The organism is Rhodopirellula sp. UH5 (assembly GCF_056839225.1).
On sequence record NZ_CM166390.1, the window covers coordinates 6,890,373 to 6,915,868 of the forward strand.

Below are 25,496 nucleotides of genomic sequence, written 5' to 3' on the forward strand. Positions count from 1 at the left end.
CCAAGGCTTCTCTGGTAAAGCCGACCTCGCGAAATCGACGAGGTCTGGCTGGGGAGATTCGTGCCGTTTTGAAGTGCCATGCTCTCAACAGCTTGCGAACCTCGCCCGTTGGCAATGAGCTTGTCGGTTTTGCTGTCGGTTGGCCACTCTTGGCCGACATCCGCAACTCGGACGGGCAAGAGTGCCTTTTTATACCCCACATCTCGAAACACCAAAGATTAGTGTCCGATCAGAGTGGATTAGTGTTCCGCCAGAGCGGCCAAGGGAACACTAATCTTCGCTGATCGAACACGAAGCAGGTCGGCAGGAATGATCAAGCACGATCATGTGAGCCGTTTGGGCGTTAGCCCCGGTTGTGCGTGAAAACCGTGGCTAACGCCAACGGCTCACATACCCGATGACACCTGCGTACCTGCTTAATGGTTCTTGGGCAAGGGATGTTTGGCTTCAAAACGCCTGTAATTACAACGCAAACGGCTCCCAGAAGATGTGGGGTACAAAAAGGCAAGAGTGCCCATTCTACATGCGTTAAAACCTCATTGCCGACTAGGTCGACACCCTCGCGTACGCCTGAACGGCGTCGCTCGACCTAGTATATCGCTCTCCCCAAACTTCGTTCCGGGAGAGGTGCACCATGTGGAAATCTGCCGAAAAGCGGTGTCAGAATGCTGCTCGGCCTCCTAGGTCAACGTGGTCGTCATCCAAAACGGTTCAATGAGATCACTTTCCGATGACGGGCGTGCTCTCGAGCCAATCGTCGATGATGTTTGACAGACGTTGGACTTTGTCAGCGTCCTGGGCGGCGAGATCGTTTTGATCATCCGGGTCTACTTGGAGATCGTAGAGTTCTTTTTCGCTTGGAACGAATGCTCGTGTTCATCTTGTTGGGATCTTGCACCCAGTCGTTGTCGCAGGGGCAGTGAATTTCGATCGCGACTCAAGCCGGTCGGGAGGTTTGAGGCAGGTCGGCAGGAGTCTTTCGGCATCTGGACAGTTTTGGAAAGCGGTGTTGCTCCCACGTCCAACCGGGGCGAACGCCCAAACGGCTCACATCGTTGTGCCCGCTCTTTTCTGCCGACCTGTTTATGGTTTGCGAGGAACCCATGTTTCGGGAGCGTCCAGCATGAGCGGTTTGTGAAAGACCGTCAGTTGGTCGCCTTGAGTTCGCATCCAATCTTGCAGTTTATATAGCAAACGTGATCGAACCTTCGTCAGTTCTGGTTCGTTCGCCACGTTCTTGGTCTCGTTCGGGTCGTTGGTCAGATCGAACAGTTCGAACTCAGGACGGCCGTGATGGCTTGCGACAACTTCGGCGGCGTGTGGGTCACTCTTTGCGGCCTCGATCCATTCCTTGAAATAGTCGCCTGAAGTGGCCCGCAGCAACAAATCGATGTGCGTCGTGAACGCAAACTCGGGATGCGAGTTCCAGATCAACTTGTACTGTTCGGTTCGAACGCTACGACTCAGGTAGACGTTCATCATTCTGTCGCCGCTGTGCGTCGTGAAGATTCGATCCCGATGACTCTTGGATGGATCCTGCAACACTCCGGCGAATGACTTTCCATCAATTCCTTCGGGCACTTCACCGCCACCGACCTCGATCAAGGTCGGCAAGATGTCGACCCAACTGACCATCGCGTCCGTCCGTGAACCAGGTTCGATCATTCCGTCGCGAGAAACGATGAGGGGGATCCGGATGCCTTCGTCGTAGAGCGTCCATTTGCCGAATGGGAACTGAGCCCCGTGGTCGCTAGAGAACAAGAACAAACGGTCCTTGGAAACGTGCTCCTCAACCAGTTGCCGTAGTTCACCGAGGTAGGCGTCCAAGTCCTTGACTTCCTGCAAATAGCGAGATCGCTGGACTCGAGTCTGTGGTGTGTCGAGCAACTTCACCGGCAACGTCATCGATTGCGGGTCCACGGTGGATTCACTTGGCCATGGAACGTGCGGGTTGGAGACTCCAACGAACAATGCCAGCGGTCGCGGATCGTTGCGGTTCTCCAGGAAGGCTCGCACGTTCTTTCGAACCGCGGGAATGTCTTGGGCTCGATCGTGGGTGTCGAACTGATAGGCCGGTGCACTGCGAGAGTGAGCCACTTTTCCGAATGCGACTGTCTGATAGCCCAGTTCATTCAAGACGACGGGCAGTTTCAGCACATCCTCGCGGGGGTACGTGTGGTTTTCCTCCGCGCCATTTCGTGCGGGCATCAACCCTGTCAACAACGCGGCCCGACTGGGGGCACACGACGGGCTGGCCACGAAGGCACGGTCGAATGTCATCCCTTCCTCAGCCAATTGATCGAGGAAGGGCGTTTCGATGTTGGTGCCACCGTACAACGCCAGGTCCGAGGCGGACAAATCGTCCGCCAGAAAAACCACGATGTCGGGTTGGCGTTCTACTTCCTTCGCGGTTGCAATCGCAGCACCGAAGAAAACCGTGATCGCCAGTCCGGTCAAACAATTCGTGATTTTGCTCATCACTATTTCCCGTACACCTTGGCTTTGGGGTCACCACCGGACAGCAAGTACGCGATCAAATCACGAACTTCTTCTGCGTTCAACGAATTCAACATGTCAGTCGGCATCTGCGAGATCGGCGAGTCTTTGGCTGAGATGACTTCGTCCGGTTCCACGACGACTGGTTTCACCGTTTCGCCGACCTTGCTGACCGGATGGATCTCGATCTGATCTTCGTTTTCAATCATCAGTCCGGTCAGCACACGGCCGTCTTCCAGCAGCACCACCTTGGATCCGTATTGATCGCTGATGACTTTGCTGGGTTCGATGATGGATTCGAGCAAGTAGTTGGCGTTGAATTTATTCTTCACCGTTGTCAGGTCGGGACCGATGTCGCCACCGAGTCCATCGAACCGGTGACAAGAGGCACACTGTGCGGCGTGGAAAAGGTTGCGGCCGCTTTCATAATTGGCCTGACGCAAGGCACCGCCGGTGTGCTTGTTCGCTTCTGCCAAGGTCCATTTTTTGCCTGGTCCCTTGGGAGCGGTGATTTCAAAGTCGGGGACAGGGTTGAAGTCTTCGCCGCTGATGTCGGAAAGTTCTTCCCGCTGTGCGTTGCTGAGATGCCCCAACACTTCGTCTCGCAGGTTCGCGAGGAACTTGCCGTAGCTGTTCCCGCCGCTGTATTTTGCGGCTTGATTGATGAACTGGATGTACGCCCGAAGGTTTTCCATTGTCCAACCATCACGCAGGTTTCGCAGCATGAAAGCGTAGTTGATTTCATGAGAAGGCGGTTGGTTCTCAAGCATCTTCACGACTCGCGAACCGTAACGTTGGTTGCGTTGGAAATCAACGTTTTCCACCCAAGCCGGAGGCGTGGGTTTCGCGTTCGTCATCATGGCGATTGCTTTGTCGATCACCGTGGGTGATTCCAGATAGACCAGCAAGCGAACCAGTTCCGTGTTCACGTCTTTGCTTTTGTTCGGAAGCAATGCATCGAGCTCTTCGATGACCCGTTCGCGTTCTTCTGCGATTGGTTCGCCGAGTCGAATGAAGGTCAACGCGTAGGCTCGCAGCAGTCCGAGCAGTTGCGGTTCGGGCAATTCGCTGGGGTTCATTTCCAACAACGCGTTCACCAAGTCGGATCGATGGGATTCATCCCCTCGACGTGCCAGAGCGACGGCGGCGGTGATCCGGGCCTGCGTGTTGGATTCGTCGAAGACTTTGTTGGCCCATTGCTCAGTCGGTTGTGACTCGACGGCGATTCGTGCCGCGTATCGAAGCCAACGATCGTTGCTCGAAAGATGGGGCCATGCTTTGGCGACTGCGTCCGCGTGCTCTTTCCCGTGGAAGACTTCCAAACTTCGGCGTTGCTGGCGAGCTTCTTCACCGGGAATCGCAGCTGAAACGGGTTCGGTCGAGTCGTCGCCTGCGTACGTGATTCGGAACAGAGCGGACTGGGTGCCACGTCCACCAACGGTGAAGTACAACGCACCGTCTTTGCCCACGATGGCATCGGTCACGGGCAAAGGTGCTCCGTAACAAAACGCTTCTTGGTGAGCTTTCCAGCCAGCCCCATTGGGTTCCAAGTGAATCGCGTAGATCGTTCCGAAGGTCCAATCGAGTGCATAGATCGCGTCTTGATACTTGGCGGGGAACTTGGCTCCTTGGCCGCCGACCACACCGGTCGGGCTGCCGGGACCGATGTTCAAGACCGCTGGCAAGCTGTCCTCGTAGTACTCCGGCCATTTCCCGGAACCACTTCGCCATCCGTAGTCCGATCCGCTGACGGCGTGATTGATTCGCGTCGGGCGGTACCATGGCGAACCGAGGTCCCATTCCATGTCGGCGTCATACGTGAACAGATCACCGGCACGGTTCAGTGCGATGTCGTATTGGTTGCGATACCCCATCGAGATGACTTCATGTTTGTTCGTCTTCGGATCGAACCGGGTGATCCAGCCGCCGGGTGCGAGTCGACCGCGAGCGTGTCCGTTGGCGTCCCATTCGCGCGGCAGCAGCAGGTCTTCGTTCCAAGTCGGAATGCGTGATCCAGCGATAATGGACTCGTCCGGCAGATTCGTGTGGTTGCCCGCGGCGACATAGAGAGCGTCGCCGTCTTCGGTTGGAATCACCGCGTGGTTCCCGTGCTCTCCGCCACCATGCGTGCCAAACAATTCCTCGGCATGATCGAGCAACCCGTCGCCGGTGGAGTCCGTGACGCGATACATCGGGCTGCTTCCGCGATTGAAATACAAGGCACCGTCGTGCCAAGCCATGCCTTGAGCGCCCGAGATCTTCACCGGCATCTTCTCGACCTGGACGCTTGATTCGCCGGTTGCGTTGGAAGAGCTTTCATCGAGCGTGATTCGATACAAACCCGCTTCGCCTTGATCGCTGGCGTACAAGCGACCTTGATCGTCGGTCGTCAACGAGACCCAGCTTCCTTGGCGGACTTTGGGAACTTGATAAACGAGTTCGACCTTGAATCCATTGGGCACCGTGACTTCGTCGGCACTGAAAGAAGTGTCCCCGGATGCCTGGTCCGTTCCAACTCCCGGTTTTCCCCATGGTGATTTTCCAAAATCGCCCAGCGACTTGGCGGCAACGTTCCACTTGGAATCATCGTAAGCGGCGGTCTTCCAATCACCGGTGGCTGCGTTGGCCAGTTTCCAGTTCGGGCTCGAGATGACTTGATGAACGGTTCCATCCTCGGTTTCGACTTCGAGTTTGAAAACGAAAGCCGCCACGCCACCTCGGTTGCCGGCTTTCACTGCGATTTGGTTCTTGCCTGCTCGGACAAACTGACGAGCATCCAGTTCTTTGATCGGATACTTCCAATCGGGACAATCACCGACGGACTTCCCGTTGATCCAAACGGTCGCTTCGTTGTCGCAGGTGGCATACAAGCGGGCCGAGCGAATGGCTTCTTTGGATCCCTCGGGCATGAATTCGAACTGATGCCGCAGATAGAGCGGGTCGTTGGACGAGGGCTGATCCTGACGCCAAATCCATTTTGGTGTTGGTGACTTGGCAACCCAATCAAACGCGGTCGCAGCAGAAGGTTTTTTGGCGTTCTGGCCTTTGGAGGCAGCTCCACTTTGCACGTAGGAGTTCAACACGGACTTGGCGTTCGCGGGATCCAGCTTTTGAAGTTGAACGTCTTTGAACTCACAAGTCATCGAAGGTCCGGCGTGCAACTGCAACGCTAGAATTCCGCTGCGGCGAGCTTCCGGGTGATTGTCGGTCAGGTCCATCGTCGTGACGCCGTTGACCTGGTGAATTTGCCGATCGCCCACCGCGATGATGGTCAATTCGTTCCATTCCCAATCGACCAGCTTTTGCGAGCGGTCACCGACCTCGCCGACCACCTTGGGTTTGCCATCCGCACCGACTTCGACCTTTTGGAATCGTTTGGCGACGATGCCACGCCATTTTTCCGCGTAGAGCATTCCAAAGAAGTCGGGCGATTCGTGCAGGTCTGCTTGATAGCCTTTGACGACAAAGTCTTTGGGATCAATCAGTTCGCTGCGATATTGCACGCCGCTGTTGTTGCCGCGAAAACGGACTTTGGTTTTGAAGACAAAGTCGCCGACCTCTCCGCCTTGCCACACCAAGAACGTGTTGCCCTTGGTTGGATTCTCTTTCGTGGTTTCGCCATGAATGACTCCATCGCGGACCGACCAAAAGGAGTCGTTCCCGGCCCATCCAGAAAGGTCTTTTCCGTTGAACAAGTTTTCAAAGGAATCTTCCGCCTGGACGGAAAGAGAACAGACAAACGAAAGAACGAGACACGCGCGTGTCAAATATCCGATGTAGGTCACAGTGGCTTTGCAAATAGGTGGGAGGAAACGAGGCGGGGCGTCGTTCGAAACCGACGGTTGGTGCGAGCCAATGGTCGCGGCTGTCAAACGTCGGTTTTCAATCGCACCACGCATCGGGCGAATCGCTCGGGCTGATGAAGGACGAGCTTGTCAAATGCGTTGACGATGCAGGCAGGGAGCCTGCGGAGGCGAGTTGCTGTGGGTGGGATTTGGGGCGACAGCCAAGCCTATAGACCGCCATCGACAAGGAGATCATAGATGCTCTGATGCCGCGTTCAATTGGCCTCCACCAAAATCGAACCATGGAAATTCGCTATCGGCCAGCCTCTTTCCCCGCAAATTCTGCTCGTCGGTACTCCGGAACGAGACATCCGGAAGCAAATCCGGGCTTCGAGACGCGGGCATCGTTGACGGAAAGAGTCCGTTTCGGGCGGAACCATTCGTCCACCCTCAACCATTGCGACGCGGGATCAATCCATCAGTGCTTTTCAGCCGGTGTGATCTTCCCGAACAGGTGGCCACCTTTGGCGTCGTGTTGCCAAGTCCCAGCGTAACGTCCGTCGTGGATCAGGACGCGAGACGAGAAGGTTCCCAGTCCGGGGATCCAAACGGAATCCATGGTGATGACGGGAGTCCGGTCGGCCCACAGAATTTTGAGCTGCATGGGGAACTCGCCGTCGGTGTCACCGTATTGGATTGCGACTTTCATCGAGTACATGTCGGGCTCGGGAAGTTTCTCGCACGACTTGATCGTGTACGACTCGGGCTTGAGGGCTCGGTCTTCTTTGCCGTCGACGGTGAAGTGGCCTGTGAACGTGGCTCCGCTGAGGTACTTGGCCAAACGCAATTCGCGATCGGAGGGGTCCGCTTTGGGGGAGGCGGGTTCGGTGGTGATCTCGGTGGGAGCTTGCGCGGTGGCCACAGGCAGGCAACTGTTCAACGCTGCGAAAGACGTGGCTGTCAAACAAGTGAGCAACAAGGCTTGGGATCGGATCATGGTTTCAGACTCCTGACGTGGCGGCGGCAAAACACTTTCGTAACCAGAACAAACCCGCTTTGGCGACGCGGGCGTGCAAGATGCTGGGATGAGCCCCGAGGTGTTGCGTCTGCGACGGGAAGGTTCCATCGGGGGCGGCAACAGTGAAGGTCACATCGCTTCCGGGCAATGGATGATCGCTGGTTCGGTGCAGGCTGGGATACTCGTCGACGAGCAACACCCAGTCGGCCGACAAACGTTTTTGGAGAGCGGTCAAACAGCTTTCTGCGGAAGCGTCCTGGGGCATCCCTGTCCATTGTCGCAGATCCTCGACATCGGCGAGTGAGATTCCACCGACGAATGCGGGGACGTCGGCGGTGAAGCCAGGTTCGTCCGAGACGGCGGCAAACCAGTCGCCCAGTGGAGCGGCGCGGCCGAGTTCGACCAGCAGCAATCGCTGGCCGACTTCGTTGAGATGACGGATGACGGCGTGATGTTGCTCGAACGTTTCCCCGTCACCAAAGTAGAACTCGCCGGCTTGGTCGAGGATCTCGGCGCGAGTTTTGGCGATCGCCGATTCGCATTCCTCCGGGGAGTCGCCCGTCGCGACGATTCGCAAGGAGATCGTTGCTGCGCTGACGGTGATTCCAACACGTGGTTGACGGTCGCGAGCGATCATGTCGCCCAACCGTTGTTCCATGTCGCTTTCGCCGATGCCAAAGAACTTCATGATGTGGTGAGCGATGTGTTGACGTTGCCCATTGGACGCCAGAACGGCGGCCGCGACCGTCTCGTCGAACATCGTTTTCATTTCCGCTGGCACGCCGGGGAGTGCGAAGATGCGAGACTGCGTGCCATCCTCGCGAGGTGCGATGATGTCGATCCCGGGAGCGGTTCCCTGAGGGTTGTGGATAGGCGTGGCACCGAGCGGAAACATCGCTTGGCAACTGTTGCGTTCGGGCATTTCTCGCCCGCGACGCTGAAACATGGACCGGATGAACTCCAGCGAAGGTTCGTGCAATTGCAGTGGCAGCCCGAGGGATTCCGCGATCGCTTCCCGGGTCAAGTCATCACGTGTGGGGCCCAATCCACCCGTCGCAACGACGATGTCGGCCCGGCGGGCTGCGATCCGAAACACATCGGTGTTGTGCGAGAGCGTGTCGCCAACCGTGGAATGAAATTGAACGTCCACGCCCAGTTCCCCCAGACGCTGGCTGAGCCACTGGGTGTTGGTGTCCAGGCGGGCTCCGGTGATCATTTCATCGCCAATGGAAATGATTTCGGCCGTGATGTGTGGCATTCGTTTGGCGTGACAAAATGGAAGCAAATGGAAGATCAAAAAGACCGGGTTGCCGCACTGACCTGGGGCGACAAATCTTGTCACGCAGCTTAACCTTTGCAGGACAGTTCGTCATTGGATTGGGATTTCGATGGTGAACTGACTGCAACGAGACGCACCGCCTGACGCCCCCCCGAGCAAACTGGACCTTCGCCAAGCATGACATCATCGCCCAACGGTTTTCCCGACGTCACTGCGGTCATCGAAAAATCAAACGCCGGCCCAGAGGCTAACGGAGCAAACGGAGCCAGCCCTGCTGATGATTCGAGCTCGCCCATTCGCTGGACGGTGGGGTACTGCACCAACATTCATGCGGGTGCGGATGTCCCCGGGGTGACGAGCAACTTGGAATCCATTTCGGCGGAAGTTCGCCGACGAATCCTCGATTCCCAATATTCGGATGAGAGCGGTTCGCCCAAGATCCAAACGGGAAAGAATTTCGCGACCATCGTCAGCACCGCTCCGCCGCTGGGCATTGGATTGTGGTTGTCATCGGAAGCCACGACCGACCTGCGACGCAACGGATTGGAACCACTGACCGCCGCGATGAAGAAGGCTCGCTTGCTCGCCTACACCTTCAACGGATTCCCACACGACAACTTCCATCAAGACGTCGTCAAGCACGCGGTGTATTCGCCGACTTGGTGGGAAGACTCGCGGATCGGCTACACCCGTGACCTGGCGAAAATTTTGGCTGAGATTTTGCCCGCGGACACCAACCTGGGTACGATCAGCACGCTGCCGATCGGTTGGCCGCAAAACACGGACGAAGAAGGCAATCGGGTCCAAGTCACCGATGACCAACTGCACCATGCGGGAACCAACCTGCGGCGGATGGCGGAAGATCTGCGGCGTTTGGAAGACCGGACGGGCAAACGAATTGTGTTGGCGATCGAGCCTGAGCCCGGTTGCATCTTGGACACCGCCGCGAAAGTGATCGAGTGGTTCGAAAAGCAATTGCCTGATGCGACACACCGACGGTACATCGGCGTTTGCCATGATGTTTGTCATTCTGCGGTGATGGGTGAGTCTCAACACGATGTCTTGGCGGCCTACGCCAAGGCCGGGATTGTGGTCGGCAAGGTTCAGGTCAGCAGTGCCATTGTGGTGGACTGGAGCCGAATCGCGGACACCGATCGCGAAGCAACCCTGACTCAATTGCGCTCGTTTGCCGAAGACCGCTACCTGCACCAAACCGGTCGCGTCACGGCATCCGGGAAGTTCGTGTTGGAAGAGGACTTGCCCGCCGTGTTGGCGGAGATGGAAACGAATCCCAGTCGCTACGCGGGGGACAAGCGATGGATGATCCATTTCCATGTGCCAATTTTCGCCGAGCAGTTTGGGCACCTTGAGACCACCCGTGGCGATGTTCTGGACACCTTGAAGAGCCTCGTCGAGTTGACGGACCCCGCCAAACGCCGACAACCGCTGCAATTCACCGGGCACTTGGAAGTCGAAACGTACGCTTGGTCGGTGCTGCCCGAATCGGCCGGTCGAAGTGACCTGGCCGGCGACATCGCCTCCGAACTCATTTGGCTGCATGGTGTCTTATCGGACTGTTGATCAGCCGGAACGCGCCGGCGTCCGTTTCGTATTCGGCAACCGTGGGCCAGTGGTCTGTCAGGACTTGTTTTTAGGGTAGTGGACGAGGCCACGAGTCCTGAACTGGCGTCAAATCCAAGGACTCGTGGCCTCGTCCACTACGATCAACCCTGACTTTTAGCTGTGACAGACCACTAGCGCCCATTGGCTGATGGTTCGATTTCCGAACGATGACGACTTCCCTTCCCCTCATTTCATTTTTTTATTCCACTCATGCCGCACTTCATCGATCTTGGTGTCAACGTCGATCATGTCGCCACGCTTCGTCAAGCTCGTCGAGGGCAGGAACCCGATCCCATCATCGCAGCTGCCTTGGCGGAACAGGGCGGCGCCGACGGGATCACGTTTCACCTGCGAGAAGACCGGCGTCACATCTCCGACCGGGATGTCGAACTGTTTGTGAAGACGGTTCAAGTGCGTACGAATTTTGAACTGGCATGTGCCGCGGATGTCTTGGCGATTTGTTGTCGCGTGCAACCGGATTGGGCGTTGTTGGTCCCCGAGAGTCGCGAAGAGGTGACGACCGAGGGTGGCTTGGACGTCGCTGGTGACACTGGCCGAATCGCTGACGCCATTCAAACGCTGAAGGATGCCGGCATCGCAACGAGCCTGTTCCTGGATCCCGAACCGAATCAAATCGAAGCGGCTGCGAATTTAAAAGTGGACGCGGTCGAATTGCACACCGGGCCGTATGCTTTGGCCAAGGGAGCCGCCGTCGAACACGAACTCGGACGTTTGGCCGACACAGGCAAGATGATTCGTGATGCCGGCATGCGTTTGCACGCGGGGCACGGTTTGAATTACGTGAACGTCCGACCGGTCGCCGCGATCGAAGGCATGGCGGAGCTGAACATTGGACACAGCATCGTCAGTCGATCCGTGATGGTCGGGATGCGAGAAGCGGTGGCGGAGATGCGACGGTTGCTGGACAGCGTGACAATTGCGGCTGGGTGAATTGTGGGACGCGGGGGTGTGAGTGCAGGGGGAGATGGCAATTTGCAAATTGGACAGTGCAAATGGGGAATCGGGTGGTGAGACGCGGGGGGACGCCTCGCTTTGTTCCAAAGCATCGGCTGGGGTGCCATGTGAGACATGGCCTACCGACACATCGTGGCTGGATTCGCCAGAATTCAGATGTGTGAGATCGACGTTCCGGTAGGTGCCAGCCACCATGCGGAATCAGCCACCATGCGGGATTGATGGGTGGCCGAGGGGGGGCGGGAACACGCACGTCCAGTCGCGGAGCGACGATAGCCGCCAGCCTTGGGTTTCAACCCAAGGTCATCCGTGCGTCTCGCGATTCACGCAGTCGCGGAGCGACGACAGTTGGGAACGTGCCGTGACGATCTGTTGCCGCTCCGCGGTTGGGATCTTCGATTGCCGATTGCCGATTGCCGATTGCTGATTGCTGATTGCTGATTGCTGATTGCTGATTGCTGATTGCTGATTGCTGATGCTGATGCTGATGCTGATGCTGATGCTGATGCTGATGCTGATGCCGATGCTGATGCCGATGCTGATGCCGAGTACGAGTACGAGTACGAGTACGAGTACGAGCTAGAAGCTAGAAGCTAGAAGCTAGAAGCTAGAAGCTAGCTCTCACCGACTCGGTGTGATTTGGACTTGGTAGGCTTCTTGCGGGGTGTTGGTGGCCTCGACCGGGGAGTGACCGGCGGGGAGATTGATTCTCAACAGCACCCACGAAGGTTCGGTGATCTCGACGAGTTGCGATCCGGTGACGGGGGGGGCTTTCGTCGAGGATGGGGATGCCGTGAAAGCGGCCACGTCGGCTCGGGGGATGACCGGGCGAATGTCCAATGGCGGAATCGTCTTGCCGGCGGGTGTCGCGATCGGGAGTACGCAGACTTGCAGTTGTCCAAGCGGAGAACCGCGGTTGTATTCCAGCGTGATGCCGGCTGGTTCGCTGATCCAATCCGGGGTGACGTGGCAGCGACCTTCCGCAGCGAATCGTAGCTTGGCACCCTGGGGGAACCACACACCAACGGATTGCCAGGACTGGTCGGGCGTCACGTTCATTTGGATCACCGATCCGTTGGCTCGCGGGTCGGCGGTGGAGAGCTGCACTTGGTGACGCGACCAGTCGAACCCATAGTCCAAGTCGTGGAGCATCAATCGCCAACGCGCTGACAGGACCGGCCATTCTGCGGCAACGTCTCGATAAAACTCCGAGGTGAATGCCTCGGTCTGATCCGAGCCCCGGCGAGCCGCTTTCAAAAAGGCGTCTCGTGATTCGGGGGCTTGTGTGAACAACGACGCGGCGGCCCAGCACCAGGTGTAGGCTTCGACTTTGCCGTTCAGTTGGGTGGGAAGTTTCAAAACACTTTTCAGTGTGGGCTGTGTTCCCGCTTCACGCTGGCGAGCCACCATTTTGTAGCGGCCCCAGCCCGGTGTGTCCAAACGGTTGCGAGGCAGTTGGTTGATGGTGAAAGCATCCATCGATTGAGCCAGCACACCCGCGTTGCCGGGAACTCCTAAGCGAGGTTTCCGCGACGGCGCGGGCACGCGATCACGGTGCAGGGCCAGCAGTTCAGCGGTGCCTTCCATGTACCAACTCGGGCCACCAGCCCCGAACAATTCAATCGCGAGTGAGTGGATGCCTTCGTGCAGCACCAAGTGCCGATTGTAGTAGGGCGTGTCTTGGTACCGGATCCAAATGGTGTTGGGCGTCGCGTAACCGTGTTCAAATCGTGGCAGGTAATCGGGCACGGCTCCTGATTGCCGAAACGCGTCCACGTTCTGCATCAAGTAGGCTTGGATCTTCCACTGAGCGGCTTGGGATTCAGGCACGTTCCAAAACGCCAGCCACTGAGGGACCGCGTCGTCAAAGGATCGCACCAAATCGTCCAGCAAGGCCGGGTCGTCGACGTCGCTGGTCAATCGCAAGTGCTGGCTTTCACGAGTCAGCCATCCAGCCTTGGAATCGGAACTTTCGTCCGCAAAGAGAGTTGGGAGGGGGAACGAAACGATCCCACCGATCGCCATCGCGAACAGCACACGCCATAATTGAGTCTGCAATCGTTTGTCCATCATTCCTCCAGCGTACTCGGCCCGCCATGTCATTGAAAACTGTCGATGCCCCTGCTGCCTCGTTTTCTGCCCTGAGCCGGGGTTTCCTGGTGGCGGGGCTGATGCTTTGTTCCGGTTGTGTGTCTCGTAGCGAATCCGACGTGGTCGTGTATTCGGCGCTCGACGAGGAATTTGCTTCGCCAATTTTGGCGGCCTTCGAACGATCGGCCGACAACGAGATCGGTGTGGTGGGCAAGTTCGACATTGAATCCACCAAAACCGTCGGGCTGGCCAATCAATTGATCGCGGAGGCCGATGCCCCCCGTTGTGATCTGTTTTGGAACAACGAAATCATGCACACGGTCCGTCTGCAGAAGCTCGGCATCTTGGAACCGCATGATTGGCAAGTCCCGTCGACGTGGCCGCAGGACATGGTCGCCAGTGATGGAACTTGGTGCGGGTTTGCGGCTCGCGCTCGGGTGTTGTTGATCAACACGGAAATGATTGTGGATGCTGATGAACGCCCGACTCGCGTGGATGAATTGGCGGACCCCAAGTGGGCGCAGAACTGTGCGATGGCTCGCCCTTTGTTTGGGACCACCGCCACTCATTTTGCCGTGCTGAGGGAGATCATGGGGCGGGAAGCGACATTGGAATTGCTGCAACAGATCCATGACAATGCGGTGGTGCTGTCTGGAAACAAGCAAGTCGCACAAGCCGTTTCGTCCGGCAAGGTGGCTTGGGGACTGACCGACACCGATGACGCGATCATCGAAAAGGATTTGGGGTACCCCGTCGAAATCATTTACCCGGACCAACAGCCCGAGCAGCCAGGGACCCTTCGGATTCCAAACACGCTGGCGATCCTCAAGGATGCCCCTCATCCGATCGCGGCAGGCAAGCTCGCTGATTTTTTGATGACCCCCGAGATCGAAGACCGTTTGGCGATGGGACGCAGCAGCCAATTGCCGATCAGCAAAGATTCCAACTTCCCGCCCGCCGTCTTGCCGGAAGAGCCGGTGCGATGGATGCGGGTGGATTTCGAAGCCGCCGCCGAGGATTGGGATACCTGGGCCAAGACGCTGGCGGATTTGTTTGCAAATTGAGCAAAGGGCTTTGCCCAACACAGACGCTTTCAGCCAGTGGTGAAATATCACATGCCGCGAGCGTGTTTCCTCATTGTTGCTTGCGGTTCTAGGTTTAGCATCCAGTCGTTGATTGGATGGCAATGGCTTTGGTCGCCTTGTTTCGCGCGCTCGCCATGGACGCAACCGCGTCACGCCTCCCCCGAACACTTCGTATCACGGCATTCTTTGTCGTCCCAACCCTATGAAGAACACCTTGCTGCTTGCCCTCGTCTTCTTGACGTCTTGGACGTTCACTTTCGCGTGGCACGCTGAGAACGCGTCCGCCGAGGACCATCGACTCAACGTGTTGTTCTTGGGTGACAACGGACACCATCAACCCAAACCGCGGTTTGATGAGTTGCAGCCGGTCATGCAACGCAATGGAATTGATTTGACCTACACCGACGACATGTCGGTGCTGAATCTGGACCAGCTGAACGCATACGACGCCTTGGTGCTGTACGCCAACATCGATGAAATCGAAAAAGCACACGCCGACGCATTGTTGCAATACGTCGAAGACGGCGGCGGATTTGTTCCGCTTCATTGTGCGACGTACTGCTTTCGCAACAACCCAGAGATCGTGGCCTTGATGGGAGCTCAGTTTCAGCGTCACGGGACGGGGGTGTTCCGAACGACTCCCGCCGAACCCGGTCACGAGTTGATGCGTGGTTACAGCGGTTTTGAAAGTTGGGACGAAACCTACGTTCACCACCTTCACAATGAATCAAATCGGACGGTGTTGGAATACCGAGTCGATTCAAGCGGGCGAGAACCATGGACGTGGGTTCGCGACCAGGGCACCGGACGAGTCTTCTACACCGCTTGGGGGCACGACACTCGCACCTGGACCAACCCCGGATTTCTGAATCTGGTCGAACGTGGTATCCGCTGGGTCGCCAAGAAGGATCCCCAACAGGCCGGTGAGTTTGCCGATGCGGCAGCCTTCCCGGTCCCCGAAATGACCTCGCTCCCCAAAGGCGAAAAACCGTTCTCGTTCACCGATGTCGGCGCCAAAATTCCGAACTACACCGCCGGCGAAAAGTGGGGTGAACAGGGCGAACTGAAAACACTGATGCAGGATCCTCTCCCGCCGAAAGAGTCGATCAAACGCTACACCAATCCCCAAGGCATGCACATGGAACTGTGGGCCTCGGAAGCGGACATGGGGGGCAAACCGATCGCGATGACTTGGGACGAGCGGGGGCGTTTGTGGGTTTGCGAAACGATGGACTACCCCAATGAATTGCAGCCCCAAGGCAAGGGCCGCGACCGCATCCGGATTTGCGAAGACACCGATCAAGACGGCGTGGCCGACAAGTTCACCCTGTTCGCCGAGGAACTCAGCATTCCCACCACGTTGGTGTGCTATCGCGGTGGTGTCATCGTGCAGGACGGCCAAGAAACGGTTTTCTTGAAGGACGTTGATGGCGACGACAAAGCTGACTTCCGTCAATCTCTGATCACCGGTTGGGCACTGGGCGACACGCATGGTGGCGTCAGCAACTTCCGCTACGGATTGGACAACTGGATCTGGGGGATGCAGGGCTACAACGCGTCTCGTCCGGTCATCAATGGGGAACGCCAACAAGGGTTCCGCCAGGGATTCTGGAGGTTCAAAATCGACGCAGATCCCAACGGGGAAGCCAACGCAATCGCCGGATCGACCGCTGGAAACGACTTCTCCGATCACACGTTGCGAGTCGAGAAGCTGGAGTTCATGCGGGCCACCAACAACAACACTTGGGGGCTGGGATTCACCGAGGAAGGTCTGGTGTTTGGGTCCACTGCCAACCGCAACCCCAGCAACTTCCTGGCAATTCCCAACCGCTATTACGAACAGGTTCGCGGTTGGTCACCCCAAACGTTGCAGATGATTTCGGACACGCACCTGTTTGATCCGATCACGCCAAACATCCGCCAGGTTGACCAGCATGGTGGTTACACCGCTGCGGCAGGTCACGGCGTCTACACCGCTCGTCAGTACCCACAAGCCTGGTGGAATCGAACCGCGTTTGTGTGCGGCCCGACCGGTCACTTGGTCGGCACGTTTGTGTTGACGCCAGACGGAGCCGGATTCAAAAGCACCAGCCCGTTCAACTTGGTCGCCAGTGACGATGAGTGGGCGGCACCGATCATGGCCGAGACGGGACCGGACGGGTTTGTTTGGGTGTTGGATTGGTACAACTACATCGTCCAACACAACCCGACACCTCACGGCTTTGAAACGGGCCAGGGCAACGCTTACGAGACCGACCTGCGAGACAAAAAACACGGTCGTGTCTATCGCTTGGTCACCGATGGAGAGGCACCCGAAACCGTTTCCGTTCCCCGTTTGAGCTCGGACGATGTGCCCGGCTTGGTGGCCGCTTTGAGCCATTCGGCCATGCCGGTTCGATCGCAAGCCCAGCGTTTGTTGGTTCAATTGGGGCATCTCGATGATGCCACCGTGTCCGCTTTGTTGAATTTGATGGCGGATCAGGAACAGGATGCGATTGGTTTGACTCCGGGTGCGATTCACGCACTTTGGACGCTGGAAGGTTTGGGATTGGTTGGCAATGGAGACGCGACCATCGACACTGCCGTTCACGAAGCTCTGCAACACCCCAGTGCGGGTGTTCGTCGCTCGGCGGTGAGCGTGCTCGGAAGTTCCGAAGAGGACATTCAGCAATTGATCGAATCAGGTGTGCTGAACGATGCCAATGCTCAAGTCCAATTGGCGGCGCTGTTGAAGCTGGCCGAACCCAGCTCGCCAACCACCGGTGCGGTTGTCGGGGCACTGGTGCAAACGATGACGCGTCTCGGTGACGACCGGTGGTTGCTCGATGCGTGGACCAGTGCCACTGCTATGCATGGTGGCGACGCTTTGCCAGCCGTGTTGGCATCCGCACCTGAGGGGGATTTGTCGCGTTCGATTCGGGGGCGTCTGAACGTGATCAGTGAGCACTTTGCCCGTTCACAACCTGATGCCGATGCGCTGCAACGATTGATTCAAGCGGTCGCCAAGACCGCCGATGGAAATGCCTCAGGTGTGTTGGCAGGACTCGCGAAGGGATGGCCAAGTGATCACAGTGTCGAGCTTCCCGAAGCCGCAGAATCTCGGTTGGTCAGCCTGTTCGAACAAGTCTCCGTGGACCAGCAGAGCCAGCTCGTTCAGCTGTCTGAAAAGTGGGGCACCGATGCACTGACTGAAAAGGTCGCGGAGCTGGCCGAGCAGTTGATCGAGTTGGTCCAAGACGATTCCCTCAGCGACAGAGACCGAATCAGCTCCGCTCGCCAATTGGTCGCGATGCAGCCGAGCGAAGACGACGTGGTGTTCGATCTGCTGGAAAGCATTGGTCCGCAAACATCACCCACCACGACCTCGGGAATCTTGGAAGCTCTCAAGTCCAGCCGGAGTGAAGAGCTTGGTGGTGCTTTGATCGAGCAAACCGCGGCCTCAACCCCTTCGGTTCGCGGATCCATCATTCGCGTGTTGTTGTCGCGTCCCAACACGACGTTGGAATTGATTGACAGCGTCGAATCCGGTGAATTGCGAATGTCAGACCTCTCACTCGACCAGCGTCAGGCGTTGAGCAATCACCCTGACAAGTCGATCAAGGAGCGAGCTCAGAAGTTGTTGAAGTCTTCCGGTGGCGTGCCAACGGCGAACCGTGTGGCCTTGCTGCACGAGTGGTTGCCGGTTGCACAGGCGAAAGGCAATGCGACGCTGGGAGCACAGGTCTTCAAGAAGCATTGTGCCAATTGCCATCGCCACAGCGGCGAAGGAGCCGATGTGGGGCCCGACTTGACCGGCATGGCGGTTCATCCGAAGCAGGAACTGCTGACGCACATCTTGGATCCCAACCAAAGTGTGGAAGGCAACTTCCGAACGTTCGCCGTGCTGACGACCGAAGGGCAGGTGATCACAGGCATGCTTGGTGGCGAGTCGCGAACTTCGATTGAATTGATTGATGCCCAAGCCAAACGTCACACGGTTCTGCGAGAAGAGATTGAACAATTGAATGCTTCCAGCCAATCGCTGATGCCAGAAGGATTTGAGAGCCAAATCAAACAGGAAGAGATGACGAACTTGCTCGAGTTTTTGACGGCTCGTGGCAAGTACACGCCTTTGTCATTTTCGGGAATCGCAACGGCGGTCAGCACAAAAGGCATGTTCAGCAACGGTGACAACGGCCCTGACCGAATCCTCTTTTCAGATTGGGGGCCGAAGGAACACAACGGGGTGCCGTTCACCTTGGTCGATCCGCAAGAAGGGCGCGTTCCCAATGTGATTTTGTTGCATGGGCCACAAGGCAGCAAGCCACCGTCGATGCCAAAGCAGGTGCCAATCGTCTGCAACGCGAACGCTTCCGCGATCCATGTTCTGGGGGCGGTCAGCGGTTGGGGATTCCCGTTTGGGGCAGAGGGATCGCACACCGCAACCATTCGTCTGAACTATGCCGATGGAGAAGTGGAAGATCACAAGCTTCTCAATGGGGTGCATTTCGCAGACTACATCCGCCGAGTGGATGTGCCAAAGTCTGAATTCGCATTCGATGTTCGTGGCCAACAGGTTCGTTACCTGAAGCTGACGCCGAAACGGCAAGATGCGTTGCAAAGCATCGAGCTGATCAAAGGCGACGACAGTAGTTCTCCGATCTTCGTGGCGATCACCATCGAATCACCCTGATCTGGAATTCGCAACTTGTCTCGCGGTCACCACGCTGTTGCGAGATGGTCGCTTGGATGGGCTTGCGAAACCAGAGCGTTGAAACGTGGAGTGAACTGAGGAGCGGAGGTCGCGGAGTCATGCGGCCGACTGATATCTTCCGCGATCTCCGCTCCTCCGCCTCTCCGCGTTTTTGATCGAGCGAGCCGCTTGTGGGTTTGACAATTCGCGTGCGCAAATTTGCTCGCCCTATCGTTCTTCAAATATCAGAGACCCTAGCAGCGTGTTGATTTAAAACGTTTCGCAGTTCGAACGATCAGCCGACGGACGCTAGCCCGCGGTTACCGGAGACGAACCGGACGCTATCGCGTTCCGGCTGACTAAATCAACAGTCTGCTGAACGCAGAACGATCGAAAATGCTGAGATTGCGGACTTGGTGCCGCCAGAAAAATGCCGATTAGATCTTTCGGAACTTGCGTCGGTAGGTGGCCGGTGGATGTCCCATGACGCGTCGGAACGCGACGCTCATGTATTCGTGGTTTTGGAAACCTGTTCGGCGAGAGATTTGCACGAGAGTCAGGTCGGTTTCGATCAACAAATAACGCACCCGTTCGATACGCCGCCGCGTGATCTCTTGGTGAGGGGTGCGTCCCATCAAAGCCAGGAAACGGCTTTCAAACACGCGTCGCGAGAGGGGGACTTTTTTAACGACGTCTTGCACGTTGATGCCGTCGCAGCAGTGGTCACGAATGAAGCGTACTGCGGCGGCAATCTCAGGGTCTTTGATGGCCAGCACGTCGGTTGATTGCCGAGTCGCCACGCCCAGGGGTTCAATCAAATGCGGTTCTGCACCGACCTCCTCGCCCCGCATCATCGCATCCAACAGTCCTGCCGCTTCACGGCCTGTTTGATGGGCCGCAGGGACGACGCTGGACAACGGTGGCGTGCACAAGTCGCAGAGCAACTCGTCATTGTCCACGCCCAGCAACGCGAGTTCACTGGGGACTTTGATGCCGTGCAAACGACAGATATCCAAAATCTTTTGAGCCATGATGTCGTAACACGCCAAGACTCCAATGGGATGTTGGAGCGACAAGACCCACTCCGCCAACCGTTCGCGTTCTCGTTTCAGGGATCGAGGACGTTGATCGTCCACATCAAAATCAAACGAGAGGCATTCGAACCCGTCTTCTTTGACGCGAGCTTCGAAGGCTTGGCGGCGGAGCACTGACCAATTGAATCTCGATTCGCCACAAAAAGCGAAGTGCTCAAAGCCGCGTTCGCGAAAATGTTGGTAGGCCAATTCGCCAATGGCAACGTCATTGGTTTCGACCCACGGGATGTTGGGGATCCGGCGGGCGGCACTGACATCCACGACCGGGATCTTCAGTTGGCGAATCGAGGAGGCGATTTCTTCATTTTCGATCCGGGCAATCACTCCATCCCCCTCCCAGTCATCCAGCCAAGATGGGGGCGCTGCCCCTCGTTCTTGTTCGACCAAGTAGATCGACCAAAGGTCATGCTCGTGGATATACGAGGCGATTCCACCGAGCAGGCCTCGCGCGTAAGCGTTGGACGTTTCGATGAGGAGAGCGACCGCTTTCTGCTTTGGCATCTTCGTCCAACAAATCAGGTCTTGCGAGCGAGGCGATTCCTCGCGATCCGACATGGAAAAAGGGCAGCCAGAGACCACCCAATCCACCGCCAATCATAGACGATCGACTCAATCGTCCAGTGTCATAAAAGACATGTTGATTGATCTATTTGACGGGGTTGGTCGTCGATCTCGAGATTGATCAGTGGACATGGTCAACGGTCGCCGGACGCCCGTACAGAAAACCTTGTCCAAGTTCAAATCCAAGTTGGACGCAGGTTTCGTGCTCGGCTTCCGTTTCAACCCCTTCGGCCAGCGTGATGGATCCCGTGTCTTGGGCAATTCGGATGAGTGATCTCAACAGGTCTTGCCGGCTCGCTGACGCTTGGTCAATGTCTCGGATCAGCTGCATGTCGAACTTGAGTATGTCTGGCGGCACTTCCACCAACTCCAACAGGCGTCCCTGTCCCGCGCCAAAGTCGTCATAGGAAAGCTGCATGCCGAGATGCGCCAATTGCTCGCGAAGTGAACGCATCTGTTCGACTTCGGTGACCGCACCTTCGTGGATTTCAATCACAAATGCGAGGGAAGGGTACCGGTCACGAAGTTCGGCAAGGGACGTGAGCAGACGTTCGGTTGCGAGTTCATCCGGGTGCGTGTTGAGGAAGATTTTGGAATCGGTTTTATTCGCGGTCATCAACAACCGCGACGCCTCCTCACGCATTATTTCGCTGAGTGCTGCATTCTGACCCAAACGCTCCGCGATTTCGAACATCGCGGCGGGGCTCTTGAGTTCAGGCAAGTCGCTTCGCGCGAGAACCTCGTAACCTGGGGTGGACAACCGATCCATCGTGATGATGGGTTGATAATGCGGCACCACCGCTCGTTGCGATAGCAAACGCTCGAACGTCAGCAGCGTTTGTGCCCATGGGATCAGGCCTTCTTCCAGCGTTCCATCTGGTAACTCTTCTTGCTGGCATCCCACACGGAAAACGGCATTGGCGAACTGCAACAAATCACCTTCCACCAACGATGCCTCTCGCACCGGACGGCCGTTGTGATGGGTCCCATTGGTGCTGCCCAGATCCTCGACGTGCAACCCATCCTCGTCGACCCAGATTTTTGCATGTTGTTTGGATACGGATGACACGGCAATGCACACGTCCGCATCGTCGGTGCGTCCGACGGTTGCGATTCGGTTGGGAACCTTGATCGTGCGACGCTGCTGGTTCCCGCTGCCGTACTCCGTCAGCACCCACTGACTTTGAGGTTGTGAGGGAGTGATCATGACAAGCTACCTGCAAGAGGGAAGGCAAGGCGTTTGATTCGAGTTTCTGGGCTCCCAGGTAGATCCACCGACTCGATTTCGTCGTTCAGTGTGGGCAGGCGATCTGCCAAACTGCGATCCGCATAAATGGGCTCGGTCAGCAAGGTCGCATTGCCGGCAAGTTCGGGAAGCATCGTGACGGCGCGTACTGTGCTGCCGAAATAGTCCAGTTGATTGTTTTGAGTCGTCATCAAGGTGGGGCCGCTGTGCACGCCGATTCCCAGCCACACCTCTGCGAGTTTCGATTCCATCCACTCAGCCCGAATGCGCTCCGCTGCGATGATTGCGTTCTCGCGAGTCGCAAATGAAGCCAACGATTTTTCACCGATTGTTTTGACGAGTGTGCCCCCTGACCCTGCAACGCATCGTTCCAAAATCGCATGGTGCCCATGCACTGCCGAATAGGCCTCGGAGTCTCCCAGCGAAGCGTACAGTTCGTCGATGTTGTTGATGGATGTCGCCAAGAACGTCATCGTTTCGGTGAGGATTGGGTTGTTGCCCGCAAATTGTTGGTGAGGAAAAAGTTTTCGGAACATTGGATTCGCTGCCGCGGCCGCGGCGGTCACCACATCGCCGCGAGGGATCATGCGTTCGATCCGGATGACTTGAAGCGTTTCCAAATCGTTGTGCAGTGTCAGCACCTGGCGGCCAGCACGGAGTTTGGGGATGTAGTGGCTGGTTCCTAGACGGGAGAGTTCTCCGTCCCAAGTGGAAGGAGCCGAGGTCGATTGGACACGAAGGCTCTGCGTGTTCGGAATGCGCGGTCCTCGAAGGAGGTAGTCTCCTGGGGGCAAGTCTATCGGCAACTGCAAGCATTCACCGGCTTCGATGCGAAGTTGAACGACCACGTGAGGTGAGTGTTCCGGACCACCGATGCAGTACTGTCCCGTGTTGACTTGGCGGATTTCAGGATGGGTTTGAAACACCATCTCGATTGCACCGGCCAAGTTCGATTGGAAGTCCATGTCACAGGTTTCGCAGTGCGTGTGGGATTCAATCTCGGCGAGCTGTTGCGTGTTGTTGGCCGAGACTCGGCAGGTTGGGCAGAGGACGTCCCAGTGGAGGTTCAGGATCCCCGCGTCGGCTGCCAAAAGACAAGCGTCGATCATCTCGCTGCTTGGGATCTTGAGTCGATCGGCGATCACCAGTGGACGTAGTGAGCCGAGCTCTTGCGGGGACCATTCCCGGACGACTTGTCCCAAGCAATTGGCAACTTCAGGACGCACGCCCGCTTCCTTCAGCTGGTTCAGTCTCTGGTTCAGGCGGAGCAACTGTGAACGCGTCATCTTCGGTGTGTCGGTGAACGCGTCACTGCCTTGCTTGGTTGTCAATTTGCCTCGCAGCGAACGATCCATTCGCCGATAAACCTTGTCGAGATTTCGGAATCCCTTCCAGTCCGCCTCGACGGTCGTCAGAACACGTCCCAGGAAATTGCGTGGCTCAATTTTGATTTGGTGAGAAAGGCGGGTTCCGCCATTGGGATGTGGTTCGAGGGTGACGACACTCATGAACCACCTGAAAGGCCCCGAGTCGAATTCGCGAAGAATGCCCATTCGTTGTCCTTCGATCCATTCGAACGGGTGCTCCTCCCACGAAACCTTGACGCCACTGAGCGAGAAGGAACCGAACTTTCGCAGTCCGAGTTTGGGGTCCTTCTCGGTTCGGTAGTCGACTGCCGGCAATCCGATGGCTTCATTGAGACGCTCGGTGTTTGATACGAGCGGCCACAAAGAGGGGGCGTCACTTTCAAGTTGCCAGGACGCGGTCTTCTCCCAAAGCTTCTTTTCAGTGTGGTCAGCGGGTAGACGAGGGTGAGCTTGCACGTCGGCGGGATCGCCTCGCAGCAATCGCTGGAGGTCCGTCAGCAGTTGGGATGCATCGCCGTAACGCTGAGTCGGGTCCTTTGCCAATGCTCGTTGAACAATTCGGTTGGCTGATTCGCTGATCGTCGCGTTGCGTTTCTGAACGGATGGGATCGGATCGAAGCAGTGCATTGCGGCAAGCTTCATGAATTCATCGGCTTGATAGGGAACGCTCCCGGTCAGCAGCTCGAACAAGGTGATGCCGATCGAGTAAACGTCGGTGGTGGGATCCAATTCGTCAGACGACTTGCACTGTTCGGGTGACATGTACTTGGGCGTGCCAACGACCGAACCCGCCTGGGTCACTTCCATGGATTGGGATTGATGGACGTGTCTCGCAATCCCAAAGTCCGTCAATTTGAGAGTGAAGTCACTGAAGGGGCGTTGTACCAGGGGGACATCGCTTGGTTGCGATGTCACTTCTGGCCTTCGCTTCAGCAGGATGTTCTCTGGTTTGATGTCACGATGGATGACTTCTTGCGAGTGAGCGTCCACCAAGGCTCGCGACAAATCCGCTGCGATTTGAAGGGCTTCTGATTCAGTCAATCCCGGCCGCTCCTCGAGCCATGTCTTCAAGTCGATTCCATCGACGAACTCCATCGCAAAGTAGTGCAGGCCGGCGTCCTCACCCACATCGATGAACTGAGTGATGTGGTCATTTTGGACGTTGCCGAGCAAACGGGCTTCTTTGCGAAACCGCCGGATCGCATGCGCAACGTCCTTTCCGGCGTTTCGCAGGACTTTGATCGCGATTGTTTCATTGTTGGAAAGATCAATGGCTCGGTACACCGAACCCATGCCACCTTCGCCAATCAACTCTTGAATTTGAAAGCGTCCCAATTGCTGGGGAACCTCCGTGACTCGAATGCCGCCAGCAGCATCCTTGGTCCACCGACTGGTGCTGCCTGTTCCGATGGGCATGAATGGGGCTTGGATCACCCCGGTGGTGTCGACCGACGCATCGTTCTCTACCTCGATTGCGACGGGGGCAAAGACGGACTTCCATTGGCCGAGCGAAGGCGCAGGTTGGTCGTCCGACTTGTGTAGCCACTGCTTGAGGATGGCTCGTTGTCGACCGCGGAGATACTTGGAAACTTCACCCGGGAGTTCGGTGTCGGAGATATCATCCAGCAACCACGCCAACAAATCTCGCAGGCCGTTCAGATCACCTTCGATGGAGTGATCTGTGTTTCGATCTTCATCCGTGCAATCGGTCGCAGTGAAATCGATGTGGATGGATGCGTCGGATTTTTCGTTGGCAACGGACACCAGAATCGTGGAAGCATGAAATCCACCTTGATACAAACCGACGCGATGGGCCTCGGCGCAAGCGTCCACCAGTTGGGTCGAGATGCGAAGTCTCGCCAGAAGTCCTAGTTCACTCGCTCGGTTGGAAAGCCGATCCTTGATCGGGTCCAGTCCATCAGGGATGGTGAGCTTGAGTTCCAAGACGCCGTTGTCAGCGTGCGACGGAATCACCGACCGAATGCACGGGTGATTGACCAGTGGGAACAGGCTGGACTGCAGCGTGATCTGTTGGACGCGTTCGGGGCTGGCTTGGTTGAGAATGCGCCATTCGAATCCACCATCATCGACGAGGATCTCCCCATCTGCCCCAGCGGAAATCATCCGAAGCGGGGTGGAAGCGATCTGGACGTCGAGAGTGGCATCGCTAAGCATGAGTCACATCGCAAAAGGAATGTGACGCC

Annotated in this window: 13 protein-coding genes; 5 read left to right on the forward strand and 8 right to left on the reverse strand. The window is 56.9% G+C overall.

From position 1 onward, the window contains the following. Positions 1 to 1,083: 1,083 nt before the first annotated feature. The 4 genes from UH5x_RS24735 to UH5x_RS24750 all read right to left on the reverse strand — a co-directional run bounded on the left by UH5x_RS24735 (position 1,084) and on the right by UH5x_RS24750 (position 8,557). A complete protein-coding gene (locus UH5x_RS24735; protein ID WP_482634010.1) occupies positions 1,084 to 2,478 on the reverse strand; it encodes a sulfatase family protein in 1,395 nt (464 codons plus the stop codon). Between the two features lie 2 nt (positions 2,479 to 2,480). Further along, a complete protein-coding gene (locus UH5x_RS24740) occupies positions 2,481 to 6,395 on the reverse strand; it encodes a 3-keto-alpha-glucoside-1,2-lyase-like domain-containing protein (RefSeq protein WP_482634011.1) in 3,915 nt (1,304 codons plus the stop codon). A 364-nt stretch (positions 6,396 to 6,759) separates the two neighbouring features. After that, a complete protein-coding gene (locus UH5x_RS24745; protein WP_482634012.1) occupies positions 6,760 to 7,278 on the reverse strand; it encodes a hypothetical protein in 519 nt (172 codons plus the stop codon). A 4-nt stretch (positions 7,279 to 7,282) separates the two neighbouring features. Beyond that, on the reverse strand, positions 7,283 to 8,557 hold the full coding sequence (locus tag UH5x_RS24750; RefSeq protein ID WP_482636070.1) for a competence/damage-inducible protein A: 1,275 nt from the start codon (positions 8,555 to 8,557) through the stop codon (positions 7,283 to 7,285). A 198-nt stretch (positions 8,558 to 8,755) separates the two neighbouring features. Between UH5x_RS24750 and eboE the strand changes: the two genes are divergently transcribed. The 3 genes from eboE (at position 8,756) to UH5x_RS24765 (ending at position 11,773) form a co-directional block, all read left to right on the forward strand. After that, positions 8,756 to 10,159, forward strand: coding sequence for a metabolite traffic protein EboE (gene eboE / locus UH5x_RS24755; protein WP_482634013.1), 1,404 nt, complete (start codon positions 8,756 to 8,758; stop codon positions 10,157 to 10,159). Positions 10,160 to 10,411: 252 nt separating this feature from the next. Further along, positions 10,412 to 11,152, forward strand: coding sequence for a pyridoxine 5'-phosphate synthase (locus UH5x_RS24760; protein ID WP_047815182.1), 741 nt, complete (start codon positions 10,412 to 10,414; stop codon positions 11,150 to 11,152). 486 nt (positions 11,153 to 11,638) lie between these two features. Beyond that, a complete protein-coding gene (locus UH5x_RS24765) occupies positions 11,639 to 11,773 on the forward strand; it encodes a hypothetical protein (RefSeq protein WP_482634014.1) in 135 nt (44 codons plus the stop codon). Positions 11,774 to 11,797: 24 nt separating this feature from the next. On the opposite strand, the gene UH5x_RS24770 is transcribed toward UH5x_RS24765, so the two are convergent. Beyond that, a complete protein-coding gene (locus UH5x_RS24770; protein ID WP_482634015.1) occupies positions 11,798 to 13,279 on the reverse strand; it encodes a hypothetical protein in 1,482 nt (493 codons plus the stop codon). On the opposite strand from UH5x_RS24770, the gene UH5x_RS24775 reads away from it, so the two are divergent. Next, the gene (locus UH5x_RS24775; protein ID WP_047815264.1) at positions 13,273 to 14,331 is read left to right on the forward strand and encodes an extracellular solute-binding protein; all 1,059 of its coding nucleotides are present in this window, start codon (positions 13,273 to 13,275) and stop codon (positions 14,329 to 14,331) included. The genes UH5x_RS24770 and UH5x_RS24775 overlap by 7 nt on opposite strands. Positions 14,332 to 14,554: 223 nt before the next feature. After that, a complete protein-coding gene (locus tag UH5x_RS24780) occupies positions 14,555 to 19,024 on the forward strand; it encodes a PVC-type heme-binding CxxCH protein (RefSeq protein WP_482634016.1) in 4,470 nt (1,489 codons plus the stop codon). A 437-nt stretch (positions 19,025 to 19,461) separates the two neighbouring features. Here UH5x_RS24780 and UH5x_RS24785 read toward each other — a convergent pair whose 3' ends face one another. The 3 genes from UH5x_RS24785 to UH5x_RS24795 form a co-directional block, all read right to left on the reverse strand. Then, complete coding sequence (locus tag UH5x_RS24785; protein ID WP_173442680.1) at positions 19,462 to 20,619, reverse strand: AraC family transcriptional regulator; 1,158 nt, start codon at positions 20,617 to 20,619, stop codon at positions 19,462 to 19,464. Between the two features lie 181 nt (positions 20,620 to 20,800). Then, a complete protein-coding gene (locus UH5x_RS24790; protein WP_482634017.1) occupies positions 20,801 to 21,886 on the reverse strand; it encodes an EAL domain-containing protein in 1,086 nt (361 codons plus the stop codon). Further along, positions 21,883 to 25,467, reverse strand: a complete 3,585-nt coding sequence (locus tag UH5x_RS24795) for a protein kinase domain-containing protein (protein ID WP_482634018.1) — start codon at positions 25,465 to 25,467, stop codon at positions 21,883 to 21,885. The genes UH5x_RS24790 and UH5x_RS24795 overlap by 4 nt, the downstream gene beginning before the upstream one ends. Positions 25,468 to 25,496: the final 29 nt, after the last annotated feature.

Coding starts and splice junctions, on each gene's coding strand:
- UH5x_RS24735 (WP_482634010.1), bottom strand. CDS start 2,478: ATGAGCAAAATCACGAATTGTTTGACCGGACTGGCGATCACGGTTTTC.
- UH5x_RS24740 (WP_482634011.1), bottom strand. CDS start 6,395: ATGCGTGGTGCGATTGAAAACCGACGTTTGACAGCCGCGACCATTGGC.
- UH5x_RS24745 (WP_482634012.1), bottom strand. CDS start 7,278: ATGATCCGATCCCAAGCCTTGTTGCTCACTTGTTTGACAGCCACGTCT.
- UH5x_RS24750 (WP_482636070.1), bottom strand. CDS start 8,557: ATGCCACACATCACGGCCGAAATCATTTCCATTGGCGATGAAATGATC.
- eboE (WP_482634013.1), top strand. CDS start 8,756: ATGACATCATCGCCCAACGGTTTTCCCGACGTCACTGCGGTCATCGAA.
- UH5x_RS24760 (WP_047815182.1), top strand. CDS start 10,412: ATGCCGCACTTCATCGATCTTGGTGTCAACGTCGATCATGTCGCCACG.
- UH5x_RS24775 (WP_047815264.1), top strand. CDS start 13,273: ATGTCATTGAAAACTGTCGATGCCCCTGCTGCCTCGTTTTCTGCCCTG.
- UH5x_RS24770 (WP_482634015.1), bottom strand. CDS start 13,279: ATGACATGGCGGGCCGAGTACGCTGGAGGAATGATGGACAAACGATTG.
- UH5x_RS24780 (WP_482634016.1), top strand. CDS start 14,555: ATGAAGAACACCTTGCTGCTTGCCCTCGTCTTCTTGACGTCTTGGACG.
- UH5x_RS24785 (WP_173442680.1), bottom strand. CDS start 20,619: ATGCCAAAGCAGAAAGCGGTCGCTCTCCTCATCGAAACGTCCAACGCT.
- UH5x_RS24790 (WP_482634017.1), bottom strand. CDS start 21,886: ATGATCACTCCCTCACAACCTCAAAGTCAGTGGGTGCTGACGGAGTAC.
- UH5x_RS24795 (WP_482634018.1), bottom strand. CDS start 25,467: ATGCTTAGCGATGCCACTCTCGACGTCCAGATCGCTTCCACCCCGCTT.